Here is a 24,918-nt window from a genome sequence, read left to right on the forward strand (position 1 = left end):
TAGGGAGTTCTTTGAGGCTGACAAGCGCTAAATGCAAATTAATTTCTGAGTGCTGTTTTTTTCAACGAAACATCACAAAAGTGCCAGTTTTTCCATCAATGGGAAGCCATAACGCTGTAGAACCGGTGATAATTGCAGCACTTCTTCATCCATCCGCGTGCAAAACGCCATGTTAGGCGCATCAGAAAGTGCCACAGGAGCAGCATGCTCCAGTAGCCAGGCGGTACGACGCGCAATCGCTGCGCCGGAATCCACCAGTCGCGTTCCTTCCGGCAACACCAACTGCAACTCATCGCGCAACAACGGAAAATGAGTACAGCCCAACACCACCGTATCTGGCGGCTCCTTCATGCGTAGCCAGGGTTGCACCACACGACGCACATCGTCCAGCAGCACCTCTTCACCGTGGAGCTTCGCCTCGGCCAGCTCGACCAGCTCTGCGGAACCCAACATCTTGATTTGGCATTCACGGGCGAATTGCGCCACCAGTTCATGGGTATAAGGACGTTTCACCGTGCCACGGGTCGCCAGTAGCCCCACCACGCCATTACGCGTTAAGCGTGCTGCGGGTTTTATCGCGGGCACTACCCCGACCACCGGGAAGTCAAACTTCGCACGCAGTGCAGGTAAAGAAACCGTACTGGCTGAGTTACAGGCAATCACCACCAGCGCCAGGGGAAAGTGCTGCGTAATCGCCTCAACGATCGAAACAACACGATCAACAATATAGGTTTCGGTTTTTTCACCGTAAGGGAAACCTTCATTATCGAAGGCGTAAAGATAATGGAGATTCGGCAGCAATTGTCGAATCTCCTCATAGACGGAGAGCCCACCGACGCCGGAGTCAAAAACCAGCACGGTGGGACGCAGATCAGAAGCTGTAGCTGGCGCTGAGGTAGTACTCCGTTCCTGGAGTTTGGTAGCCATACACTGTCTCGTAGTCTTTATCGAACAGGTTGGCAATTCTACCACGAACGGTGAGCTGAGAGGTGACCGGATACGATACCGCCAGATCCCATAAACTGACGCCGCCCAATTTAATGCGCTGCGTCGTATAGGAATGGTTGTAATCGTTGTCGTAACGCTCACCGAGGTAGTGATAGGTGATCGACCAGTCAAAATTGAAGACCGTCCAGTCGAGCTGGTATTTCACCTGCTGCTTCGCACGGCGCAACAATTGCTGATTAGTCTCAGCATTACGCGCGTCAACATAGTCATAAGAAATCGTATGGCTCAGCGGACCGGTATCGAAAGACGCCGTCGCTTCCACACCTTTGATACGGGCTTTATCGATGTTGTAGTAAACGTAGGTGGTCGGATCGCTATCAATCAGGTTATCAATGTCGTTGCGATAGCCCGACACACGCCAGTTCACCGGCCCGGTTAAGCCTTCAAAACCGCTTTCCCACTGCTTGCTCTCTTCCGGTTTCAGGTTCGGATTGCCATAAGTCTGGCTATAAAGCTGAGCCAGATTCGGCGCTTTATAGGCGGTAGCGTAAGAGGCAAACACGCGATAGCCATCAACAAATTCCCAGGCGGCGCTACTCTGCCAGGTGTTATGCCAACCAAACGCGTTGTTGTCATCGCCGCGCACCGCGCCTTCCAGCGTCACGCTACCCAACTGCTGCTGCGCGGTGGCGTAGATGCCGGTATTACGTTGTTCCTGGCCTTCCACGGTGGAATTCGTGCCGGGTTCAGAGGTTTGTTTCTGCCAATCAACACCGCCGCTCACCGTACCCTGTCCCACCTGCACCGAGTTGCCCCATTGCAGGTTGTACTGCTGAACATCATCCAGCGACGCCGTGGCATCATATTTGCCCAGCTGAGGACTGTAGTTGTAATCCTTGGTATGGCTGTAGCTGGCGATCAGCTGTGAAGAATAGATGCCCTGATTAAAGCGCAGTCCGGTATCCCAAGTCTGGCTGTAGAGCTGACGGGTATCAACAAAGGTGTTGGGTTCCACATAAGTGGGATAGCCATCATAAGCCGTGCGGTTGTCAAAGCCATAACCACGAACGAAGCCGCTGAACTGGTCGCTAAACTGATGCTCCAGCGAACCATACAAGGTTTTGCTCATAAAACCGTCGCGATCTTTCTGCGCCGGATCGCCATAGATGTCGGGCAGGTTTGCCACCACATCGTAGCCTTTGGTGTAGGTGTAGTTGCCCGCCAGGGTCAGCTTCGTCGCATCACCCAGTTGTTGCTGGGTCGAGCCATCGTAGCTCTGGTAGCCTTTCGACCCGACACCTGCGGTCAGCGTGGTGCCGTTTTTATCCCGGCCAGTGATGATGTTGACCACACCGCCGATCGCGTCGGAACCATACACCGCCGAACGCGCACCACGAATATATTCGATGCGCTGTACCAGCGAGAGTGGAATCTGGCTGAGATCGGATGAACCGGAAATACCCGCCTGATTCAGACGAATGCCGTCAATCAGAATCAGCACGTGGTTGGAGTTGGTGCCTCGAATAAACATGGAGCTGCTTTGGCCCATGCCCCCGTTTTGCGCAATGTCGACGCCCGGCAAGCGACGCATGACATCCGTGAGGCTTTTTGCCTGCCAGCGGTCAATGTCTTCCCGGGTAACAACTGTGGTGGGTGCCAGCACGGAAGAAACCGGCTGTGAAAAACGGTTAGCGGTAACGATTTGCGTATCATCATCCTGCTGGGCATAGCCAAATTGCGCCCAGAGGGACATCGCCGTTGCGCTAAAGGCAAACAGCGAAGCATGTGTTTTTTTCATTGTTTTAGCATCCAAAAGACAAAGCAGGATGCCGCAGGCATACGATCGATAGCACGCGATGACCGTACGAGTTGCGACGTCACACCGGCAGGTCTTCGGGCTGAGAATCATAAATGGTGAAGACTTCCCATCCCGCAGGACAGTGTCTGCATCAGCAATCACCACGACATTCTTTACCGCTGCGCGTCAGCTCCAGGTTCTCACTGGATTCCCTTTTAACTCAAGGAGGCCGGCCGTCGCAGTCTACGGACAAGAAGGCCAGAAATCCAGACTTCCAGCCATCTTCTTTTGCACAAGGCTGGACATCAGCAGTCGAATGCCTACAATCGCCCGGCAAGCAGGCTTATTACCAGGATTGAAGATGACACCCGAACAGCTCCCGATTGAACAATATGACGCGCAACTGGCAGAAAAAGTCAGCCGTTTACAGGCGATGATGGCACCGTTTGCTGCGCCAGAGGTGGAGGTGTTCCGTTCACCGGTCAGTCACTACCGCATGCGTGCCGAATTCCGCATCTGGCACGATGGCGACGATCTGTATCACATCATCTTTGATCAGCAGACCAAACAGCGTATTCGCGTCGATCAATTTCCCGCAGCCAGCGCGTTGATCAACCAACTGATGCCCAAAATGATCAACGCGATCCGTGATAACCGTGCACTGCGCCATAAATTGTTCCAGATTGATTACCTGTCGACCCTGAGCAATCAGATCGTCATTTCCCTGCTCTACCACCGCAAACTGGAAGAGGAGTGGCAGCTGGCGGCCAGCGCATTACGTGACGCGCTACGCGCCGAAGGTTTTGATGTACAGCTGATTGGCCGCGCCACCAAGACGAAAATCTGTCTCGACCGCGATTACATTGATGAACGCCTGCCGGTGGCGGGCAAAGAGATGATTTATCGTCAGGTAGAGAACAGTTTTACCCAGCCGAATGCCGCCATGAACATTCAAATGCTGGAGTGGGCGCTGGATGTCACGCAAAACGCGCGCGGCGACCTGCTGGAACTGTATTGCGGCAACGGGAACTTTTCACTGGCGCTGGCGCGTAATTTCCGTCGCGTACTCGCCACGGAAATTGCCAAACCTTCAGTAGCCGCCGCACAGTTCAATATCGCCGCCAACCACATTGATAACGTACAAATCATTCGTATGGCGGCAGAAGAGTTCACCCAAGCGATGAATGGCGTGCGGAGCTTTAATCGACTGGAAGGCATTGACCTGCAAAGTTATCAATGTGAAACCATTTTCGTCGATCCGCCGCGAAGTGGGCTGGATGCCGAAACGGTCAAAATGGTGCAGGCTTACCCGCGTATCCTCTATATCTCCTGCAATCCGCAGACGCTGTGCGATAACCTCGCAACCCTGGCGGAAACCCATGAGGTCGCCCGTCTGGCGTTGTTTGATCAGTTCCCCTATACCCATCATATGGAAAGCGGCGTACTGCTCACACGCAAAGCATAATGAAAAACGGGAACCCTGGGGTTCCCGTTTTTTTAATTCTTGTTCTTCGGTCGCTTAAAGCGTGTCGCAATCCAGAACACCAGCGCCACCATCAGGATGGTGGGGATAAAGTTAGAACCAATATCCGGGTACTCCGCGCGCACCAAGGCGCTGTAGACCAGAATCCCCAACAGGAAAAACGCCGCCGCCAGTGACGGCATGCCTTCCGGCATATTGCGGTTCAGATAACGCTGATGCAGGCACCAGGCCGCCAGGCCAAGCGCGATCAGCGGAAAAATCGAAAAGGGTACAAATGCACTGAACAGCACCGAAAAGGAGCCGTTGATGGCTAAACCGGTGATAAAAGCCAGTAAAAGCGTTCCTTTATCGCGGGGGTTTTGCTCAATCATTTCATTATCCTTATCACATTACTCTTCGGGTTTTTCCAGTGTTACCGCCAGCCGTTCCTGCTCCCGGCGATACCAATAATAAGCACCTTTGGCGATCATCCGCAGCTGCAGCACCAGACGGTCTTCCAGCTTGCGACGCTGTTCAATATCCACATCCAGCGCTTCCGCACCGGCACTGAACACAATGGTGACCATCGCTTCGGCCTGTGCTTCGGTAAAACTGCGCGGCATGCGGTTTTCCAGCTCAAGATAATCCGCCAGCTCGGCAATAAAGTGCTGAATTTCTCGCGCGACGGCAGCACGAAACGCCGCCGAGGTTCCGGAGCGCTCGCGTAGTAAGAGACGAAAAGCGTTGGGATTGTTCCCGATGAACTCCATAAAAGTTGCAACAGAAGTTTTAATAATGCTGCCACCTTTGGCAATGCGCTGGCGTGCCTGACGCATGAGTTGGCGCAGCATCAGACCGCTTTCATCAACCATCGTCAAACCCAGTTCATCCACATCCCGGAAGTGACGATAAAACGAGGTGGGCGCAATACCGGCTTCACGCGCAACTTCACGCAAACTCAGGCTGGCAAAACTCCTTTCTGCACTTAGCTGACTGAAGGCGGCTTCAATCAGTGAACGTCTTGTACGTTCTTTTTGTTGCGCTCTGACGCCCATTCTCTCTGCCTTGTGAGTAATCAGGCAGGCACTATAACAAACTTTTCAGCGTACAGCGGCGCAAAGTTTGTGACCGCCTGTTAACCTCACGCTTTGTCAAAAGTGGGCAAAAATCGCTGTTAGAATTCAGAAGTGCGCGGCGAGATGTTAGAATCTCGTTGTAAAAATGTATAGAAACATAGGACGTACTGGTATGCAAAAGTCTTACGATTACGATGCCATTGTGATTGGCTCCGGTCCGGGCGGTGAAGGTGCGGCCATGGGGCTGGTGAAGCAGGGAGCGCGCATTGCGGTGATCGAACGCTACCATAACATCGGCGGCGGTTGTACTCACTGGGGCACTATCCCCTCCAAAGCGTTGCGTCATGCTGTCAGCCGTATTATCGAGTTCAATCAAAATCCCCTCTACAGTGATCATACCCGGCTTCTGCGTTCCTCTTTTGCGGATATCCTCAACCACACGGAAAACGTGATTAGCCAACAAACCGCGATGCGGCAGGGCTTTTACGAACGTAACCGTTGTGAGCTGTATCAGGGCGATGCGCATTTTGTCGATGCCAACACCATCGAAGTGGAACAACCGGACGGTACCCGCGAGCGCTTAACCGCAGAGAAATTTGTGATTGCCTGTGGATCGCGCCCCTATCACCCGGCCGATGTCGATTTCACCCACCCACGTATTTATGACTCCGATTCAATTCTCAATCTGCACCATGAGCCGGGCCACGTGATTATCTACGGTGCCGGGGTGATCGGCTGTGAATACGCCTCGATCTTCCGTGGACTGAACGTCAAGGTTGACCTGATCAACACCCGCGATCGCCTGCTGGCATTCCTCGACCAGGAGATGTCAGATTCGCTGTCCTACCACTTCTGGAACAGCGGCGTGGTGATTCGTCACAACGAAGAGTTTGAGAAGATTGAAGGTGTGAACGATGGCGTCATCATGCACCTCAAATCCGGCAAAAAGGTGAAGGCAGATTGTCTGCTGTACGCCAACGGCCGAACCGGTAATACCGATTCACTGGCGCTGGAAAATGTCGGTCTGGAAGCTGATGGTCGCGGTCTGCTGAAGGTCAACAGCATGTACCAGACAGCACAGCCGCATATCTATGCGGTCGGTGACGTGATTGGCTATCCGAGCCTGGCCTCAGCGGCCTATGATCAAGGGCGTATCGCTGCCCAGGCGATCATGAAAGGTGAAGCGACCGCGCATCTGATTGAAGATATCCCCACCGGGATTTACACCATTCCGGAGATCAGTTCCGTCGGGAAAACCGAACAACAGCTGACCGCGATGAAAGTGCCGTATGAAGTGGGACGTGCGCAGTTTAAACACTTGGCGCGCGCGCAGATTGTCGGCATGAATGTGGGAAGTTTGAAGATTCTGTTCCACCGGGAAACCAAAGAAATCCTGGGCATTCATTGCTTTGGTGAGCGTGCAGCAGAGATCATTCATATCGGTCAGGCCATCATGGAACAGAAAAATGGCGGTAACACGATTGAATATTTCGTGAATACCACCTTTAACTATCCCACGATGGCCGAAGCCTATCGCGTTGCGGCGTTAAACGGCTTAAACCGCCTGTTTTAACGTGTTATCGAGATAAGCCTGCATATGGGTCTTAATCGCTTCTGCCAGCTGCTCATAGCGGCTGCGCAGAGGCGATCCCGGGCGATACACCAGCGCGATGGTGCGTTGCGGCACGGGTTTATAACACGGCAGATAGCAGACGCCGTCACGCACGCGTTGATTTGGCACCGCCAGCGACGGTAATAAGGTGATGCCACTTCCCGCAGCAACCATGTTACGCAGCGTTTCCAGACTGGTGGCGCGGAAATGGGTGTCTTCATCCGCTCCAGCTTCAAAGCAGAAACCCATTGCCTGATCACGCAAACAGTGACCATCTTCCAGCATCAGCAGCTTTTCACCCGCCAGATCCGACATCGGAACACGATCGCGATCGTGCCACGGATGATCCTCATAGATCGCCAGCTTCATCGGCTCATCAAACAGCGGCACCTCGATAAAGGCTTCGCTCTCTTTCACCAGCGCCAGAATGGCGCAATCGAGCTTGCCGCTGTCGAGCTGTGCCAACAGTTGCTGCGTCTGCGCTTCGTGCAGATACATCTCAAGCTTGGGAAAGGTCTGATGCAGCATCGGGATAATATGCGGCAACAGATAAGGACCGGTGGTGGGGATAAGACCGATATGCAGTGGCCCGGACATCGTTTCGCCCTGCTGGCTGGCCATCTCCTTCAGTACCTTCACTTCACGCAGCACAGTACGCGCCTGATCCACCAGCAGCAACCCCGCCTGGGTAAACAACACCTTACGGCTGGTGCGCTCCAGCAGCATCACACCCAGTTCATCTTCCAGCTTACGAATTTGTCCGCTCAACGTTGGCTGACTGACATGGCAGGCATCCGCTGCACGGCGGAAATGACGATGCTCCGCAAGCGATACCAGATACTCCAGATCACGAATGTTCATTGATATCCTCCGAACCACGATAGCCCGTGGCGATAGATAGAATAGCAATGAACGATTAGCCCTATCAAGCCACTGACAGGAATAATACGTGCCATCTGAAGCAATATGAAAAAAGGCTGAAAGAGTACGGAGTAACACCTGCAATCAGTCTGATAAATCACTGAGTTGGCCGGAGTGCCAGCCCTTTGATGATGTGCCTATAAAATAATGAAATTCCGAAGCTAGAGGTTGGCGGGCTATATATAGCCCGCTTTTTTTTCGTGGCTTATTTCAGACGCTGCTGCGCTTCCTGAATCGCCAGCGCGACCTGCTGAGGTGCCACGCCACCACGGGCGTTACGCTTATCCAGGCACGATTGCAGTGACAGAATCGGATAGACATCTTCTTCAATCGTCGCGCTGAACTGCTGCAGTTGCGCCAGGCTTAACGCTTCCAGCGCTACGCCCTGCTTAATCGCTTCCACCACCGCTTCACCAACGATATGGTGTGCTTCGCGGAACGGCACGCCTTTAGCGACCAGGTAATCCGCCAGCTCGGTAGAGTTGGCATAACCCTGCTCTGCCGCTTCCTGGCAGCGCGGACGTTTCACCTGGATGCCATCCAGCACCAGTACCGACATATGCAGACAGTCCAGCCAGGTGTCGAGCGCGTCAAACAGCCCTTCTTTGTCTTCCTGCATATCTTTGTTGTACGCCAGCGGCAAGCCTTTCAGCGTCATCATCATGCCGGTCAGTGCACCCTGCACACGGCCACATTTGCCACGGATCAGCTCCAGCGCATCCGGGTTTTTCTTCTGCGGCATCAGTGAGGAACCGGAAGTCACTTTGTCCGACAGCTCGACAAAGCCCGCTTCACCGGTGTTGAAGAAAATCATGTCTTCAGCAAAGCGCGACAGATGCACCATGCCGATCGAGGCATCAGACAGCAGCTCCAGCACGTGATCGCGGTCAGAAACGGTATCAAGGCTGTTACGGGTGGCAGAGGCGAAGCCTAACCAGCCCGCCAGTTGCTGACGATCGATCTCGTAGGCCGTACCCGCCAGCGCGCCGCAACCCAGTGGGCTGACGTCGAGGCGCTTCAGCGTATCCTGTAAACGGCTTTCATCACGCGCCAGCATTTCGACATAGGCGAGACACCAGTGCGCAAAGGTCACCGGCTGGGCGCGTTGCAGGTGGGTATAACCCGGCATCACTGCATCCTGATTGGCTTCTGCGGTAACAACCAACGCTTTTTGCAGCTCACGCGTGGCATCCAGCAGCACCGCAACCTGCTCTTTGCACCACAGTTTCAGATCGGTCGCGACCTGGTCGTTGCGGCTACGGCCAGTATGCAGCTTTTTACCTAACGCACCGACTTTGTCGATCAGCTTGCCTTCGACCCAACTGTGGATATCTTCGGCATCACTTTGCAGAATCTGCTGCGGATTCGCACGCACTTCAGCCAGCAATGCCTGCAATGCGGCTTCCAGCTGCTGCTGTTCGTCGCTGCTCAGTACATTGACCGTAACCAGCGCTTTTGACCAAGCGACAGAACCGATGATGTCCTGCTCTGCCAGGCGATAGTCGAAACGCAGCGAGTCATTGAATTGTTTGAACCGTTGGTCTGCTGCCTGGGTAAAGCGTCCACCCCAAAGTGCCATCTGAATACTCCTGAATGCTGTTAAACAAAGGGCGGCCCGAAGCCGCCCTTGTGAATGTGTGTCGTTGGCGCGGAATTACTTTTTCTGCTCGTTCAGCGCACGGATGCGAGAAGAGAGCGAGAACAGACGGATAAAGCCACCCGCATGACGGTGATCGTACACTTCGTCTTCGCCGAAGGTCGCAAACTCTTCTGAATACAGGCTGTTGACGGATTTCTTCTGAATCGCCGTCGCATGACCTTTGTAGAGTTGCAGAACCACTTCGCCATTCACCAGCTCAGCCAGTGACTCCGCTGCTGCCTGGATGGACTGACGCAGCGGCGCAAACCAGCGGCCATCATAAACCACGTATGACATCTCCTGTCCCAGCTGCTCACGCCATTTGAAGCTGTCGCGATCCAGTACCAACTGCTCAACCGCACGCAGCGCGTTGACCATAATGGTGCCGCCCGGGGTTTCATAGCAACCACGGGATTTGATGCCGACCAGACGGTTTTCTACGATGTCGATACGACCCACACCGTGTTTCGCACCCAGTGTGTTCAGTTTTTCCAGACAGGCGAACGGGCTCAGTTTCTCGCCGTTCACGCCAACCACGCGGCCTTTCTCGACGGTCACGGTGACGTTTTCCGGCTGATCCGGTGCTTCCAGCGGATCGACGGTCCACACCCAGCAATCTTTGTTCGGTGCATTCCACGGGCTTTCCAGCACGCCACCTTCGGTGGAGATGTGCCAGGCGTTTTCGTCACGGCTGTAGATTTTTTCCAGCGACGCTGTGGTCGGGATGTTGCGTTCTTTCAGGTAGTCGAGCAGTGCTTCACGTGAACGCAGATTCCATTCACGCCACGGCGCAACCACTTTCAGCTGCGGAGCCAGTGCGGTGTAGGTGGTTTCAAAACGCACCTGGTCGTTACCTTTACCGGTTGCGCCATGGCACAGCGCATCCGCGCCTACTTTCAGCGCCAGCTCAACCTGGGCTTTGGCGATAATCGGACGCGCCATTGACGTACCCAGCAGGTAGGTGCCTTCGTACAGCGCACCGGTCTGCAGTACCGGGTAAACGTAGTCGCTGATGAACTCTTCACGCAGGTCAACCACATGGCACTCAGAAGCACCGGATTGCAGCGCTTTCTTCTCAACGCCTTCCAGATCAGCCGGGTCCTGACCGATATTCGCCACGAAGGCCACCACTTCACAGCCGCCGTAGTTCTCTTTCAGCCATGGAATGATGGCAGACGTATCAAGGCCACCGGAGTAAGCCAGAACAATTTTTTTGATGCCTTGCGTTTGCATTTCGTAATCCTTGAATCAGTATCGTTAAGCGAGAATCCGGGTGCCAATCGACACGCCGTTGAAAAGGGTTGGCAGCTGTTCCGCATGACGCCAGCTGGCAATATCCACCGGGCGACCCAGGGTACGTGCCGCATCCAGCGCTGCGTTAACTTTAACAATCATGCCATCGGTAATAATGCCCTGGGCGATCAGCTGTTCGGCTTTCGCTGCCGTCATCTCAGCGATGCGCTGGCCTTTACCGTCGAGAATGCCACTGACATCTGACAACAGCACCAGGTCGGCACCAATAGTCGCCGCCAGCGCGGTCGCCGCCTGGTCGGCGTTGACGTTCATCAGATCGCCACCGTCGGTAATCCCGATTGAGCTGATCACCGGCATATAACCCGCACCCAGCAGCGTGTTAACCAGAGCAGGATTGCCCGGCGTGGCGTTACCCACGTGGCCCAGTTCTTCATCAAACTGCGCAACATTGACCAAACCCGCGTCACCCAGGCACAGACCCACCGCGTTGATGCCATATTTCTTCGCCCAGGCGAGCAGGGTTTTGTTCGCCGTACCCGCCAGGGCACCCGTAATAATGTCAATCTGATCGGCTGGCGTCACGCGCAAACCGTTCTTCTTTTTCACCGGCAGCGCGAGCTTCTTCATCAGCTCATCCACCAGGCAGCCGCCGCCGTGCACAATAATCAGCGGACGCTGATATTCGGTGCGATACGCCAGCAGCGCATCAAACAGGCGGGCCAGCGCTTCTTCGCTATCCAGCAGGACGCCACCCAGTTTAATAATCAGAGGATTGGTCATGGTTTACTTACTCGCCCGTTAAATCAGAGACAGCGTTTCGGGGAAGCCGAAACGAATATTCAGACACTGTACCGCCTGCGAAGAAGCCCCTTTCAGCAGGTTATCTTCTGCGGCCACCACAATCACATGCTCACCCTGCACGGCAAAACCGATATCGCAGAACGGCAGCCCCACCACACCTTTCAGCGCCGGGACACCTTTTTTATACAGACGCACCAGCGGTTTGTCGTGGTAAGCATTATGGAAAGCTTCCGCCACATCCTGTTCGCTGACGCCCGGTTTCAGGCGGCAGGTGACCGTGGCGAGAATGCCACGCGGGAAGTTACCCAGATGCGGCGTAAAAATCACCGGCGTACCGAGATGGGCGACAATTTCCGGGTGGTGACGATGGTTGAAGATGCCATAAGGTTGCAGGCTGACTTCACAGAAACTGGTGGTGACGCTGGCTTTACGCCCGGCACCGCTGACGCCGCTGGTCGCGTTGATCACCGGCCACTGGTCCAGATTCAGCAGGCCCGCTTCTACCAGCGGTTTCAACGCCAGTTGAGAGGCAGTCGGGTAGCATCCCGGCACCGCTACCAGTTGGGCTTCTTTAATTTTTTCGTGCTGCCATTCCGCCAGGCCGTAAACCGCTTTGTCCAGCCAGTCGCCATGCTGATGGCTGAAACCGTAATATTGGGTATAGAAAGCGTCATCGTTAACGCGGAACGCCCCGGAGAGGTCAAAAACCACACAGCCAGCTTTGAGGAATTCCGGTGCCAGGTCGTGGCTGACTTCATGTGCCGTGGCGAGGAACACCACATCGACTTTACCTGCCCATTCAGCGGCATCGCTCAGCGGCTGCAACGGCAGGTCGACAATGCCTTTCAACTGCGGATGCAGGTCTGAAAGTAACTTTCCGGCATCCGGGCTTTGCGCTGAAACCGCTAAAGCGGTTATGTTCATATGCGGATGGCGATTCAGGTAGGTGGCAAGCTCTACGCCAGCGTAACCACTGGCACCAACGATCAGCGTATTCAACATCAGGCTGTATACCTTATTACAGTCACACGTTCCGGGTCGCGGCCTTGCCCCGTTGCCCACGATGCCGTTTGCAGCGATTTACTGTTCACATGCAGACGACGTTAATGTATTTTTATTCACTATTAATGCATGAATATTGATACATCCTAACCCAAGGACCGTCAACAGTGAAGACAAAATTACCACCTTTTATCGAACTCTACCGCCAGCTGATTGCCACACCATCAATCAGCGCCACCGACGCCGCGCTCGATCAGAGCAATGAAACTTTAATCAATTTGCTGGCGGGCTGGTTTCGCGATCTTGGCTTCGATACAGAAGTGCAACCCGTACCGGGCACACGGCATAAATTTAACCTGCTGGCGCGCACGGGATCAGGTGCCGGTGGCTTATTACTGGCCGGTCACACCGATACCGTTCCGTTCGATGATGGCCGCTGGACGCGCGATCCCTTTACCCTGACTGAACACGACAACAAGCTTTACGGTTTAGGAACGGCAGATATGAAAGGCTTCTTTGCCTTCATTCTGGATGCGCTGCGTGACGTTGACGTGACCAAACTGAACAAACCGCTCTACATTCTCGCCACGGCCGACGAAGAAACCACCATGGCGGGTGCGAAGTATTTTGCTGAATCCACCCAACTGCGTCCGGATTGCGCCATCATCGGTGAACCGACCTCACTGAAACCGGTTCGTGCGCACAAAGGCCATCTCTCCAATGTGATTCGTATTCAGGGGCAGTCAGGCCACTCCAGCGATCCGTCACGCGGGGTGAACGCCATCGAATTGATGCATGAATCCATCACCCAACTGATGCAGCTGCGTAATACGCTGAAAACGCGTTATAACCATGATGGTTTCGCCATTCCTTACCCAACTATGAACTTTGGTCATATTCATGGTGGCGATGCGGCTAACCGCATTTGCGCCTGCTGCGAACTGCATATGGATATTCGTCCACTGCCGGGGTTAACCCTCAGCGATCTGGATGGCCTGCTGAATGACGCGCTGGCCCCGGTGAGTGAGCGTTGGCCGGGTCGTTTAACCGTCGGCGAGCTGCACCCACCGATTCCAGGTTACGAGTGTCCGGTCGATCATGAACTGGTAAAAGTGGTGGAGAAACTGCTGGGCACGCCGACCGAAGTGGTGAACTACTGCACCGAAGCGCCGTTTATTCAGCAACTTTGCCCGACGCTGGTGTTAGGCCCAGGTTCGATCAATCAGGCCCATCAACCGGACGAGTTTATTGATACCGCATTTATTAAGCCGACTCATGCGCTTATCACGCAGGTTGTTCATCACTTTTGCCATTGATGAGTAACAGATGGGGCATTTCACTGTTTAATCAGCAAAATGCCCCGTCAATGTTCGGGATTTGATAATAAGAATAACTTATCTCGCTTCGCTCCCGTTAAATTCTTTGAATTTCCAGCATTTAGCAGCGAAATTTCGTCAGTTTAAGGCAATTGACGAACAGAGCGATACGTGGCTAGATAAAAGACGAAGTTATGCCCGTTGGGTATATGAATTAAAAAGACGATAAGGGTGTCAGGGTCACATGAACGAACAATATTCCGCAATGCGAAGTAATGTCAGTATGCTCGGCAAACTGCTCGGGGATACGATAAAGGATGCACTGGGAGAGAACATCCTCGATAAGGTGGAGACCATCCGCAAACTCTCTAAGTCATCCCGTGCCGGAAATGACACTCATCGTAAGGAACTGCTGTCGACGCTGCAAAACCTGTCCAATGACGAGTTGCTGCCGGTCGCACGTGCATTCAGTCAGTTCCTGAATCTTACCAACGTGGCAGAACAGTATCAGACCATTGCGCGCAGCGGCGAAGGTGCTAACCACCCGGAGCTGCTGAAAAGCACCTTCGATCGCCTGAAGCAGCAGAAAGATCTGAATGAAAGCGATATCCGTGCGGCGATTGAATCGCTGTCGCTGGAACTGGTGCTGACGGCGCACCCGACTGAGATTACCCGTCGGACCCTGATTCACAAACTGGTCGAGGTGAACAGCTGTCTGCAACAGCTCGACCATAGCGATATCACCGAATATGAATACAACCAGGTGATGCGTCGTCTGCGCCAGCTGGTTGCTCAGGCCTGGCACACCGATGAAATTCGTAAATATCGTCCGACCCCGGTCGATGAAGCCAAATGGGGCTTTGCGGTGGTAGAAAACAGCCTGTGGGAAGGCGTACCGGCGTTCCTGCGTGAGCTGAATGAGCAGGTCGAAGAGACCTTTGGTATGCGACTGCCGGTGGATTTTGTCCCGGTGCAGTTTACCTCCTGGATGGGCGGTGACCGCGACGGCAACCCGAACGTCACCGCCAGCATCACGCGCCAGGCGATGCAACTGGGCCGCTGGAAAGCCGCCGACCTGTTCCTGCGCGATGTCGGCGTGCTGATATCTGAGCTGTCGATGTCCGAGTGCAGCGACGAAGTACGTGAACTCTGTGGTGACCCGGAAGCGCTGGAACCTTACCGCGTGATTCTGAAACGTATCCGCAGCCAGTTGATGAGCACCCAGGCTTTCCTGGAACGTCGTCTAAAGGGCGAGCGTTTACCGCGTCCGGCGGATCTGCTGGTATCCAACGACCAACTGTGGCAACCGCTGTTTGCCATCTACCAGTCACTGCAACAATGCGGCATGGGTATCATCGCCAATGGTCAGCTGCTGGATACGCTGCGTCGCGTGAAGTGTTTTGGTGTACCGCTGGTGCGTATCGACCTGCGTCAGGAAAGTACCCGCCACACTGAAGCGATTGCCGAAGTGACGCGCTATCTTGGCCTCGGTGATTATGAAAGCTGGTCAGAAGCCGACAAACAGGCGTTCCTGATCCGTGAACTGAACTCCAAACGTCCGCTACTGCCACGCCAGTGGGAGCCGAGCGACAATACCCGCGAAGTGCTGGATACCTGTAAAGTGGCCGCCGAAGCGCCACAAGGTTCGATTGCCGCTTATGTCATCTCCATGGCAAAAGTGCCATCCGATGTGCTGGCCGTCCACCTGCTGCTGAAAGAAGCCGGTATCACCTACGCCATGCCGGTGGCACCGCTGTTTGAAACCCTCGACGACCTGAACAACGCCAACGACGTCATGAGCCAACTACTGGGCATCGACTGGTATCGCGGCTTTATTCAGGGCAAGCAGATGGTGATGATTGGCTATTCTGACTCTGCGAAAGATGCTGGTGTGATGGCGGCAAGCTGGGCGCAATATCAGGCGCAGGACGCATTGATCAAGACCTGTGAAAAAGCCGGTATTGCCCTGACGCTGTTCCATGGCCGTGGCGGCTCGATTGGCCGTGGTGGTGCACCGGCGCACGCAGCGCTGCTGTCACAACCGCCGGGAAGCCTGAAAGGCGGCCTGCGCGTGACGGAACAGGGTGAGATGATTCGCTTCAAATACGGCTTGCCGGAAGTGACTATCGCCAGTCTGTCGCTGTACACCGGGGCGATTCTCGAAGCCAACCTGATGCCACCGCCGGAGCCGAAAAGCGAATGGTGCGACATCATGGACGGTCTGTCGGCCCACTCCTGTGCGATGTATCGCGGCTATGTGCGTGAAAATCCTGATTTCGTGCCGTATTTCCGCTCTGCAACGCCGGAACAGGAACTGGGCAAACTGCCACTGGGTTCACGCCCGGCCAAACGCCGTGCTACCGGTGGTGTGGAGTCACTGCGCGCGATTCCGTGGATTTTTGCCTGGACGCAGAACCGTCTGATGCTGCCTGCCTGGCTGGGTGCCGGTGCGGCCATCCAGAAAGCCATGGAACAAGGTCATCAGGATCAACTGGAAACAATGTGCCGCGACTGGCCATTCTTCTCGACCCGTCTTGGCATGCTGGAAATGGTGTTCTCGAAAGCTGACCTGTGGCTGGCGGAATACTACGATCAGCGCCTGGTGGATAAATCTCTGTGGCCGCTGGGCCAGCAATTGCGTGATCAGCTGGACGCGGATATCAAAGCCGTGCTGACCATCGCCAACGATGCGCATCTGATGGCGGATCAGCCGTGGATTGCCGAATCCATCGCACTGCGTAACGTCTACACTGACCCGCTGAACGTGTTGCAGGCTGAATTGCTGCATCGTTCACGTGCGCAGGAAGAACGTGGTGATGAACCGGATGCGCGCGTAGAACAGGCGCTGATGGTGACCATCGCCGGTGTCGCAGCGGGTATGCGTAATACCGGCTAACCCGGCCAGGGTGCGCATCAATGTGCACCCTGCTGAAAATAAAAAAGGGGCCGCAGCCCCTTTTTTATTTTATTCAGTGATCTTGCATCAAACGGCGACGCTCGGGCGTACACCCAGTGTGTGGCAAATCGCGTAGCTCATCTCCGCGCGATTCAGGGTGTAGAAGTGAAAATCTTTCACACCTTCGCGCGACAGGATTTTCACCATATCCATCGCAATGTTCGCACCTACCATTTTACGCGTCTCCGCGTCGTCATCCAGACCGGCAAACATGGCGTTCATCCAGCCCGGCACACGCACGTTGGTCATGGTGGCAAAGCGTTGCAGCTGCTTGAAGTTGGAGACCGGCAGAATGCCTGGCACGATTTCCACGTCGATACCGGTCGCCACACAACGATCGCGGAAGCGCAGGTAGCTCTCAACATCGAAGAAGAACTGCGTAATGGCGCGGTTCGCACCGGCATCAATCTTGCGCTTCAGGTTGATCAGATCCGCCTGCGCGCTTTTCGCTTCCGGATGCACTTCCGGGTACGCCGCGACGGAGATGTCGAAATCGCCCACGCCCTTCAGCAGTTCGACCAGGTCGGAACCGTACATCTCCGGCTTGCCGCTACCCGGCGGTAAATCCCCGCGCAGTGCGACGATATGACGAATGCCGCTATCCCAGTAGTCGCGTGCGATGGTGCGCAGCTCATCACGGGTGGCGTCGATGCAAGTCAGATGTGGGGCCGCTTCCAGACCGGTACGTTCTTTGATGCCTTTGATGATGCTGTGGGTACGGTCACGCTCGCCAGAGTTGGCACCATAGGTGACCGAAACAAATTTCGGCTTCAGACTGCTGAGACGATCGATCGAGTTCCACAGGGTGGTTTCCATTTCGCTGGTACGTGGCGGGAAAAATTCAAAGGAAACATTTATTTGCCCGTTCAGCTCAGCCAGGCTTTGATTCAGCGCTTCGCGCTGATTGGCATGAAAGAAACTCATCCTGTTACCTCATCTCTACACATCGATTATTTGCGGCCTGCGAACATCCATACGTTTAGACGTCCAGATGCACAAAATGAACGATCCGCCGTCAGGCGTCAACAGAAAATTAATGTACAGGCGTGACAAATATTCAACCAACATGAAGGAGTTTCATGATCGCGCGGAGCAGATGAGCCAGGCAGACGGTTTGGCACCGTCTGCCTGGTAAGACAGGTTACAGCAGTTGTGCGAGGCGGTTAATGTCCGACTGGATGGCCCCGGCGGTCACATCACGTCCGGCACCTGGCCCACGAATCACCAGCGGGTTGTCACGGTACCAGCGGCTTTCAATGGCGAACACGTTATCGCACGGCAGCAGCGCCGCCAGCGGATGTTCCGGGCGCACCGCTTCCACGCCGACGCGTGCTTTGCCGTTGGCATCAAAACGCGCCACATAACGCAACACCAGCCCCATCTCCTGCGCCGCTTCCAGCCGCTGAACCATCTGTTCGTTCAGCTCATCAGCGTTCTCAAAGAAGTGATCGATCGATTCACCTTCGCAGCTGGCAGGCACCAGCGACTCCACCCGCACCTGATCCGGTTCGATGTTGTAGCCCGCTTCACGGGCCAGAATCACCAACTTACGCATCACGTCCTGACCGGAAAGATCAACGCGTGGGTCCGGTTCGGTTAACCCCTGCTGCCAGGCCTGATCCACCAGTTCGGTAAACGGCACGGTGCCATCAAACTGCAAAAACAGCCAGGAAAGCGTCCCGGAGAAGATGCCACTGATGGCCAAAATCGCGTCGCCGCTTTCACGCAAATCCCGCACGGTATGATTCACCGGCAAGCCTGCGCCGACAGTGGCGTTATACAACCAGTGACGACCGGTTTTGGTAAAAGCATCACGGATCTGCCGCCAGCTTTGGCTGTTCGACGCACCGGCTACCTTGTTGGCGCTGATCACGTGGAAGCCGTGGCTGGCGAAATCCAGGTACTGCTGCGCCAGCGGCTCACTGGCGGTTACGTCCAGCACCACTAAATCATCAAACGGATGCGCACACATCCACAGGAACAATGACTCTTCATCGCGCTCTTCGGCTTCATCATCAAAGAATGCCAGAGCACGACTGGCATCAAGGCCGTCGTAACTTAACAGGCTACGGCGACTGTCTGCCACGCCTGCCAGCACAAATTCGAATCCGGTACGCGCCGACAGCGTCTCCTGCTCCCGCGCAAACAGCTCCAGCCAGCGAGAGCCGATGTTGCCTTTGCCGAACAGCATCAGGCCAATACGTTTTTCGGCACGGAACAATGACTGATGCAGTCCCTGAATCACATGCTGGGTAGGACCAACACGCAGCACCGCCACGATGCTGATATGTTCTTCTGACTGCCAGACAAACTCGACCGGCTGATCTTTAATTTGCTGCCAGAAGCGATGGCTGTGCAGCGGGTTACGCGTGACACCGGCTCCCACCAACGCCACCAATGCTAAGCCATCGCGCAGTTGCAGATGGCCCGGTAGCGCGGCGTCCTGTAACAGGTTAAAGGCACTGTTCACCACTTCCGAGGTGTAGCACAGTTGCAGCAACTGCCGATCAGGATGAGTGCCTACCGCCAGCGGGCGCAACTGCGCGCGCTTCAGCAGCAGATCAATTTCTTTGTTCAGCGTGGCAAAATCATGATTGTTGGGAATCTGGATCTCAATCAAGCAGACATCATCATGGCTGGTCACAATACGTGCACCTGTGCCCGAGGCCAGTACGCGCTCAATGCGCGTTGAGCCTTGCTCCGGCTGATAGCTACAACGCAATTGCAGGTCGATATCGCTGTTCGACACCGGCTGCAAGGTGCGGGTATGCAGCACCGGCGCGGCGAGGCGCGCCAGTTCGCTCGCCTCATCCAGACGCAGTAACGGCAACAGGCAAGCGTCTGATACCTTACGCGGGTCAGCGCTGTACACCCCGGCCACATCGCTCCAGATCGTGACGCGCCCGACACCAGCCAGCGCGCCAATCTGGGTCGCTGAATAGTCGGAGCCGTTACGGCCCAGCAGCACCGTTTCACCGGCGTCATTGCGGCTGATAAAACCGGTCACCACCAGACGCTTATGGGGATGCTGTGTCAGCAGGGCCTGCAACAGCGGCCAGGATTTGCCTTCATCAACCTGCGGCTGCGCAGCACGTTCCGCACGCAGAAAATCGCGGGCATCCAGCCAAACCGCTTCGATATCGCGCTGGCTCAGCACCGCCGCCATCAGCCGTGCCGACCAGACTTCACCGTGTCCTACTACCTCGGCGTAGACTGCATCATTAATGGTGCCATCCAGCAGCGCCGCCAACTTTTCCAGATCACGAATAAAGGTTGCGGTGAGGGTTTCTGCGATTTCAGCCGGTAACAGCGACGCAATCAGCTCGCTGTGGAAACGCCGTAACGCCTGTTGCACCTGATGCGCTGACAACCGATCGCTCTGACTCAGCTTGAGCCAACTGATCAGTTGGTTGGTGGTGCTGCCTGCGGCTGAAACCACCATCAAATCGCCCGGCTGGCTATAATCCGCCATAATGCTGGCAACGCGTTGATAGCAACGGGTATCGGCCAGGCTACTGCCACCAAATTTATGCAACTGCTTACTGGTCGGCGTTCCCGCGCCTGCTGAAATCGTCATGGTTACCCCTCGGCTGCGATCCTGAATGCATTATCCAGATCGGCGATTAAATCTTCGTGATCTTCAATTCCGACAGAAATACGTAGCAACGTTTCGGAAATTCCCGCTGCGGCACGTGCTTCAGCCGACATGCCAGCATGCGTCATGGTTGCCGTGTGTGAAATCAGACTTTCCACCCCGCCCAGCGACTCTGCCAGCGTGAACAGCTGCAACGCTTTGAGGAAACGGCGCAGGCGCGCTTCGTCGGCGTCCAGCTCGAAACTTAACATGGCGCCAAAACCGCGCTGTTGACGTACCGCATACTCGTGACCGGCATTTTCCGGCAGGGAAGGATGATACAGTTTTTTGACCAGCGGTTGTTGCTTTAGGTAATCAACAATCGCCAGCGCATTGCGCTGTGCTGCCGCCATACGCGGGCCGAGCGTGCGCAAGCCGCGCAGCAGCAGGTAACTGTCAAAGGCCGCCCCGGTCACGCCAATATTGTTGGCCCACCAGGCGAGGTCCGTTGCCAGTGCCGGATCTTTGGCAATCACCGCACCCGCCACCACATCGGAGTGGCCGTTCAGGTATTTGGTGCAGGAGTGAATCACCAGATCGGCACCCAGTGCCAGCGGGTTTTGCAGTGCCGGGCTAAGGAAGGTGTTATCCACCACGCTGATGGCACCGGCTTCACGTGCTGCCTGGCAAATCGCGGCGATATCCACCACGCGTAATAAAGGATTGCTGGGGCTTTCGACCAGTACCAGTTTCGGTTTTTCCGCCAGTGCTGCCTGCAATGCCGCTTTATCGCCCTGATCGACAAACTTCACCCGGTACGCGCCACGCTTGCTCAGACTGTCGAACAGGCGGTAGCTGCCGCCGTAGCAATCGTGCGGCGCGACCAGCAAATCACCCGGTTTCAGGAACACCGTGGTCACCAGATGAATCGCTGACATGCCGGTATTGGTTAATACCGCGCCTGCGCCACCTTCCAGTTCTGCCAGCGCACGTTGCACGACGTCACGCGTCGGGTTGCCGCGACGAGAGTAGTCATGAGCGCGTGGCTGGTTGAAGTCGAGGAAGTTATAGGTGCTGGAGAGGTGAATCGGTGGGACAACGCAGCCATATTGCTCGTCATCATTCAAACCGCTGCGCACTGCGATGGTTGCCTGTTTACGCGTCATGGTGCTTACTGTTCCTGAAGAGTAAAAAGAAGAGGCCACAGGATAGCATTCCGACGATAGACGTCAATACATCTGGACATCTAAATGTCTTTGCGTATAGATTGAGCAAAGCATCAATACCCGCTAAAATTACGCGTCATCGCCTGGTGTTCAGCGCGCTTTCTCCGGGAAAGTGATGTTTAAGCATAAAACCTGCATTTTCAGGGGTCAGGCACCAAGAAATCGGGCATAATCAACGGATTTCCCCACATTCCACTTTTATTGATTAAGGTAACCCATGGCTGAATGGAACGGCGAATATATCAGCCCTTACGCTGAGCACGGTAAGAAGAGCGAGCAGGTTAAAAAGATTACTGTATCTATCCCGCTGAAAGTGCTGAAAATTTTAACGGATGAACGCACCCGTCGTCAGGTGAATAACCTGCGTCATGCCACCAACAGCGAACTGCTGTGCGAAGCCTTTTTGCATGCTTTCACCGGTCAGCCGCTGCCGGACGATGTTGATCTGCGCAAAGAACGTAGTGATGAGATCCCGGAAGAAGCGAAGAAGATCATGCGTGAGATGGGCATCAATCCCGATACCTGGGAATACTGAAGCCAGAAACAAAAAAACCCAGCCGAAGCTGGGTTTTTTCTTGTAGCCGACTCCCGTAAGAGTCGACGACAAACAAATCTTATTTCTTGCTGGTCGGCAGGCTGAAACGCTTGTTGAAGCGATCAACACGGCCACCGGTGTCAACAACACGCTGCTTACCAGTGTAGAACGGGTGGCATTTGCCGCACACGTCCAGGTTCAGGTTGTGAGCCATAGTAGAGCGAGTATTGATCACGTTACCGCAAGAGCAAGTGATGGTCACTGCTTCGTATTTCGGGTGAATACCTTGTTTCATGGGAGAACCTCATAAAAGGCCGTGTCGCTCTCCGTGCCAGGCCAAACCTGCACAGCACCACACGCGGTTGAACAATTAATGTGTACTCTTTGACGAGCGATTCTCATCAAAGGCGGCGTAGTATACAGAAAATGAGCGCTTTTGGCAAATGACGCAGATGGATATCCGCTCGCCGCGCCAGCGTGTACACTACTTCTCCTTATTACAGAACCGGATAGAGAAAGTCATGCCCGTTGTTCAGGTTGCCCTGCCCGTTCCGCTGCCTCGCCTGTTTGACTACCTGCTGCCTGCCGATGCGCCGCTGCCGGTAACAGGCGTGCGCGTCAGCGTGCCGTTTGGCAACCGGAAAATGGTCGGCATTGTGGTGGGCGTGCAGGAAACCAGCGACCTGCCCCTGACGCAACTGAAGCAGATTGAGGCGGTGCTGGATGACAGCAGCCTCTATTCGCCCGCGCTGTGGCGCATTTTGCAGTGGGCGGCGCACTATTATCACTCCCCGCTCGGCGAGGTGTTGAACCATGCATTGCCGGTGCTGTTGCGTCAGGGAAAACCGGCGCAGGAAGCGCCGCTGTGGCAATGGGTGATCAATGACGCCGGGCGTGAAGTGGCGCTGGATAGCCTGAAACGCGCCCGCAAACAGCAGCAAGCGTTGGCGGCACTGCGCCAGCAGCCCCTCTATCGGCATCAGATCAGCGACCATGATCTCACCGATGCGGCCTTGCAGGCGCTGCGTGCCAAAGGTTTGTGTGATCTGCGTGAGCACGCTGCGCCTTTACACGACTGGCGGGACACGTTTGCCGTTAAAGGTGAGAGGTTGCGCCTCAATACCGATCAGGCGATGGCGGTCGGCGCGATTCGCAGCGAAGACGATCGCTACGCCGCCTGGCTGCTGGCCGGCATCACCGGTTCGGGTAAAACCGAGGTCTATCTCAGCGTGCTGGAAAACGTGCTGGCACGCGGTAAGCAGGCGTTGGTGCTGGTGCCGGAAATTGGCCTGACGCCACAGACTATCGCCCGCTTTCGCGAACGTTTCGATGCACCGATTGATGTGCTGCACTCGGCGCTGAATGATAGCGAACGCCTCGCCGTCTGGCTGCGGGCGCGCAGTGGCGAAACCGCCATTGTGATTGGCACCCGGTCAGCGCTGTTTACACCGCTGGCGCGGCCCGGCGTTATCATCATTGATGAAGAACACGACAGTTCCTATAAACAACAGGAAGGCTGGCGCTATCAGGCGCGTGACCTGGCGGTGTTCCGCGCGCATGAGGAAGATATCCCGATCGTGATGGGATCGGCCACACCCGCACTGGAAACGCTGCATAACGTGCGCAATGGCAAATATCGTCAGCTCAACCTGACCAAACGCGCCGGTAACGCCAAACCGGCGTTGCAGCAATTGCTTGACCTGAAAGGGCAACAGCTTAAAGGCGGTCTGGCTCCGGCGCTGCTGGGAAAAATGCGCCAGCATTTACAGGCGAACAATCAGGTTCTGTTGTTCCTGAATCGGCGCGGTTTCTCCCCTGCGCTGATGTGCCATGACTGCGGCTGGCTGGCTGAGTGCCAACGCTGCGATCGTTATTACACGCTGCACCAGCACCACCGTCAGCTGCGTTGCCACCACTGCGACAGCCAGCGCCCGTTGCCGCACCAGTGTCCCCAATGTGGATCGACCCACTTGATGCCGGTCGGCGTCGGAACCGAGCAGTTGGAACAGCAACTCGGCACGCTGTTTCCTGGCGTGCCGGTCTCGCGCATCGACCGTGATACCACCAGCCGCAAGGGCGCGTTGGAGCAACATCTGGCGGATGTGCATCGTGGCGGCGCACGCATCCTGGTGGGTACGCAGATGCTGGCTAAAGGGCACCACTTTCCGGATGTCACGCTGGTTTCGCTGCTGGATGTCGATGGCGCGCTGTTCTCGGCTGATTTCCGTGCCGCTGAGCGTTTTGCCCAACTCTATACTCAGGTCGCGGGCCGTGCGGGTCGTGCGGGCAAGCAGGGCGAAGTACTGCTGCAAACGCACCACCCGGAACATCCGCTGCTGCAAACCCTGCTGCATCGCGGCTATTTTGCCTTTGCCGAGCAGACGTTGCTGGAGCGCCAGTCCGTGCATCTGCCACCGTGGACCAGCCATGCGTTGTTTCGCGCCGAAGATATGGATAACCAGCAGGCTGCCGAGTTCCTTAACCAGTTACGCAATTTGCTCGAAGCCAGCCCGTTGAAAGATCAGGCGCTATGGCTGATGGGGCCGGTTCCGGCATTGCAACCCAAGCGCAGCGGACGCTGGCGCTGGCAACTGCTGCTGCAACATCCCTCGCGCAAACGGCTGCAACAGCTGCTCAGCAGTTCGCTGCCGCTGATCACCACGCTACCCGCCGCGCGTAAAGTCAAATGGACGCTGGATATCGACCCGACCGAGAGCTGAGTCACGCCATATCTGCGAGACGGATCGAAAAAAGTCGCACAAGTCACAATTTTTATGCAAATTAAGTAACAACACCGC

The 24,918-nt window shown here is 55.4% G+C and carries 19 protein-coding genes and 1 riboswitch; of the genes, 6 read left to right on the plus strand and 13 right to left on the minus strand.

What is annotated here, in order from left to right:
• Positions 1-72 precede the first annotated feature (72 nt).
• Positions 73-927, minus strand: a complete 855-nt coding sequence (gene murI / locus PAT9B_RS19410) for a glutamate racemase (protein ID WP_013510968.1) — start codon at positions 925-927, stop codon at positions 73-75.
• Positions 872-2,746 carry a TonB-dependent vitamin B12 receptor BtuB gene (gene btuB / locus PAT9B_RS19415; protein ID WP_013510969.1) on the minus strand — a complete coding sequence of 625 codons (1,875 nt, stop codon included), beginning with the start codon at positions 2,744-2,746 and terminating at the stop codon, positions 872-874. The genes murI and btuB overlap by 56 nt, the downstream gene beginning before the upstream one ends.
• 68 nt (positions 2,747-2,814) lie before the next feature.
• A riboswitch (cobalamin riboswitch) is annotated at positions 2,815-2,995 on the minus strand.
• Between the two features lie 112 nt (positions 2,996-3,107).
• Between btuB and trmA the strand changes: the two genes are divergently transcribed.
• Positions 3,108-4,211 (plus strand): tRNA (uridine(54)-C5)-methyltransferase TrmA, encoded by a 1,104-nt coding sequence (trmA, locus tag PAT9B_RS19420; RefSeq protein WP_013510970.1) that lies wholly within the window; start codon positions 3,108-3,110, stop codon positions 4,209-4,211.
• 32 nt (positions 4,212-4,243) lie between these two features.
• On the opposite strand, the gene PAT9B_RS19425 is transcribed toward trmA, so the two are convergent.
• Both PAT9B_RS19425 and fabR read right to left on the minus strand, forming a co-directional pair.
• Positions 4,244-4,600 carry a YijD family membrane protein gene (locus PAT9B_RS19425; protein WP_013510971.1) on the minus strand — a complete coding sequence of 119 codons (357 nt, stop codon included), beginning with the start codon at positions 4,598-4,600 and terminating at the stop codon, positions 4,244-4,246.
• Positions 4,601-4,618: 18 nt separating this feature from the next.
• On the minus strand, positions 4,619-5,263 hold the full coding sequence (gene fabR, locus PAT9B_RS19430) for an HTH-type transcriptional repressor FabR (RefSeq protein ID WP_013510972.1): 645 nt from the start codon (positions 5,261-5,263) through the stop codon (positions 4,619-4,621).
• Positions 5,264-5,456: 193 nt separating this feature from the next.
• Between fabR and sthA the strand changes: the two genes are divergently transcribed.
• Complete coding sequence (gene sthA, locus PAT9B_RS19435; protein WP_013510973.1) at positions 5,457-6,857, plus strand: Si-specific NAD(P)(+) transhydrogenase; 1,401 nt, start codon at positions 5,457-5,459, stop codon at positions 6,855-6,857.
• Here the strand turns inward: sthA and oxyR are convergent.
• The 5 genes from oxyR to argC all read right to left on the minus strand — a co-directional run bounded on the left by oxyR (position 6,840) and on the right by argC (position 12,513).
• A complete protein-coding gene (oxyR, locus tag PAT9B_RS19440) occupies positions 6,840-7,757 on the minus strand; it encodes a DNA-binding transcriptional regulator OxyR (RefSeq protein WP_013510974.1) in 918 nt (305 codons plus the stop codon). The two genes, sthA and oxyR, sit on opposite strands and share 18 nt — an antisense overlap.
• 265 nt (positions 7,758-8,022) lie before the next feature.
• A complete protein-coding gene (argH, locus tag PAT9B_RS19445) occupies positions 8,023-9,396 on the minus strand; it encodes an argininosuccinate lyase (RefSeq protein WP_013510975.1) in 1,374 nt (457 codons plus the stop codon).
• Positions 9,397-9,471: 75 nt separating this feature from the next.
• The gene (locus PAT9B_RS19450; protein WP_013510976.1) at positions 9,472-10,689 is read right to left on the minus strand and encodes an argininosuccinate synthase; all 1,218 of its coding nucleotides are present in this window, start codon (positions 10,687-10,689) and stop codon (positions 9,472-9,474) included.
• A 24-nt stretch (positions 10,690-10,713) separates the two neighbouring features.
• A complete protein-coding gene (gene argB / locus PAT9B_RS19455) occupies positions 10,714-11,490 on the minus strand; it encodes an acetylglutamate kinase (RefSeq protein ID WP_013510977.1) in 777 nt (258 codons plus the stop codon).
• 18 nt (positions 11,491-11,508) lie between these two features.
• Positions 11,509-12,513, minus strand: a complete 1,005-nt coding sequence (argC, locus tag PAT9B_RS19460) for an N-acetyl-gamma-glutamyl-phosphate reductase (RefSeq protein WP_013510978.1) — start codon at positions 12,511-12,513, stop codon at positions 11,509-11,511.
• 167 nt (positions 12,514-12,680) lie between these two features.
• On the opposite strand from argC, the gene argE reads away from it, so the two are divergent.
• The gene (argE, locus tag PAT9B_RS19465) at positions 12,681-13,829 is read left to right on the plus strand and encodes an acetylornithine deacetylase (RefSeq protein ID WP_013510979.1); all 1,149 of its coding nucleotides are present in this window, start codon (positions 12,681-12,683) and stop codon (positions 13,827-13,829) included.
• Between the two features lie 244 nt (positions 13,830-14,073).
• Entirely contained in the window at positions 14,074-16,725 is a 2,652-nt protein-coding gene (gene ppc / locus PAT9B_RS19470; protein ID WP_013510980.1) for a phosphoenolpyruvate carboxylase, read from the plus strand.
• Positions 16,726-16,812: 87 nt separating this feature from the next.
• On the opposite strand, the gene metF is transcribed toward ppc, so the two are convergent.
• The 3 genes from metF to metB all read right to left on the minus strand — a co-directional run bounded on the left by metF (position 16,813) and on the right by metB (position 21,525).
• Complete coding sequence (metF, locus tag PAT9B_RS19475) at positions 16,813-17,709, minus strand: methylenetetrahydrofolate reductase (protein ID WP_013510981.1); 897 nt, start codon at positions 17,707-17,709, stop codon at positions 16,813-16,815.
• Between the two features lie 217 nt (positions 17,710-17,926).
• Entirely contained in the window at positions 17,927-20,362 is a 2,436-nt protein-coding gene (locus PAT9B_RS19480) for a bifunctional aspartate kinase/homoserine dehydrogenase II (protein WP_013510982.1), read from the minus strand.
• A gap of 2 nt (positions 20,363-20,364) precedes the next feature.
• On the minus strand, positions 20,365-21,525 hold the full coding sequence (gene metB / locus PAT9B_RS19485) for a cystathionine gamma-synthase (RefSeq protein WP_013510983.1): 1,161 nt from the start codon (positions 21,523-21,525) through the stop codon (positions 20,365-20,367).
• A 277-nt stretch (positions 21,526-21,802) separates the two neighbouring features.
• On the opposite strand from metB, the gene metJ reads away from it, so the two are divergent.
• Positions 21,803-22,120, plus strand: a complete 318-nt coding sequence (metJ, locus tag PAT9B_RS19490) for a met regulon transcriptional regulator MetJ (RefSeq protein ID WP_013510984.1) — start codon at positions 21,803-21,805, stop codon at positions 22,118-22,120.
• Positions 22,121-22,199: 79 nt separating this feature from the next.
• On the opposite strand, the gene rpmE is transcribed toward metJ, so the two are convergent.
• Positions 22,200-22,415 carry a 50S ribosomal protein L31 gene (rpmE, locus tag PAT9B_RS19495; protein WP_013510985.1) on the minus strand — a complete coding sequence of 72 codons (216 nt, stop codon included), beginning with the start codon at positions 22,413-22,415 and terminating at the stop codon, positions 22,200-22,202.
• 226 nt (positions 22,416-22,641) lie between these two features.
• Between rpmE and priA the strand changes: the two genes are divergently transcribed.
• Entirely contained in the window at positions 22,642-24,840 is a 2,199-nt protein-coding gene (gene priA / locus PAT9B_RS19500) for a primosomal protein N' (protein ID WP_041526021.1), read from the plus strand.
• Positions 24,841-24,918: the final 78 nt, after the last annotated feature.

The organism is Pantoea sp. At-9b (genome assembly GCF_000175935.2).
Classification (GTDB): domain Bacteria; phylum Pseudomonadota; class Gammaproteobacteria; order Enterobacterales; family Enterobacteriaceae; genus Pantoea.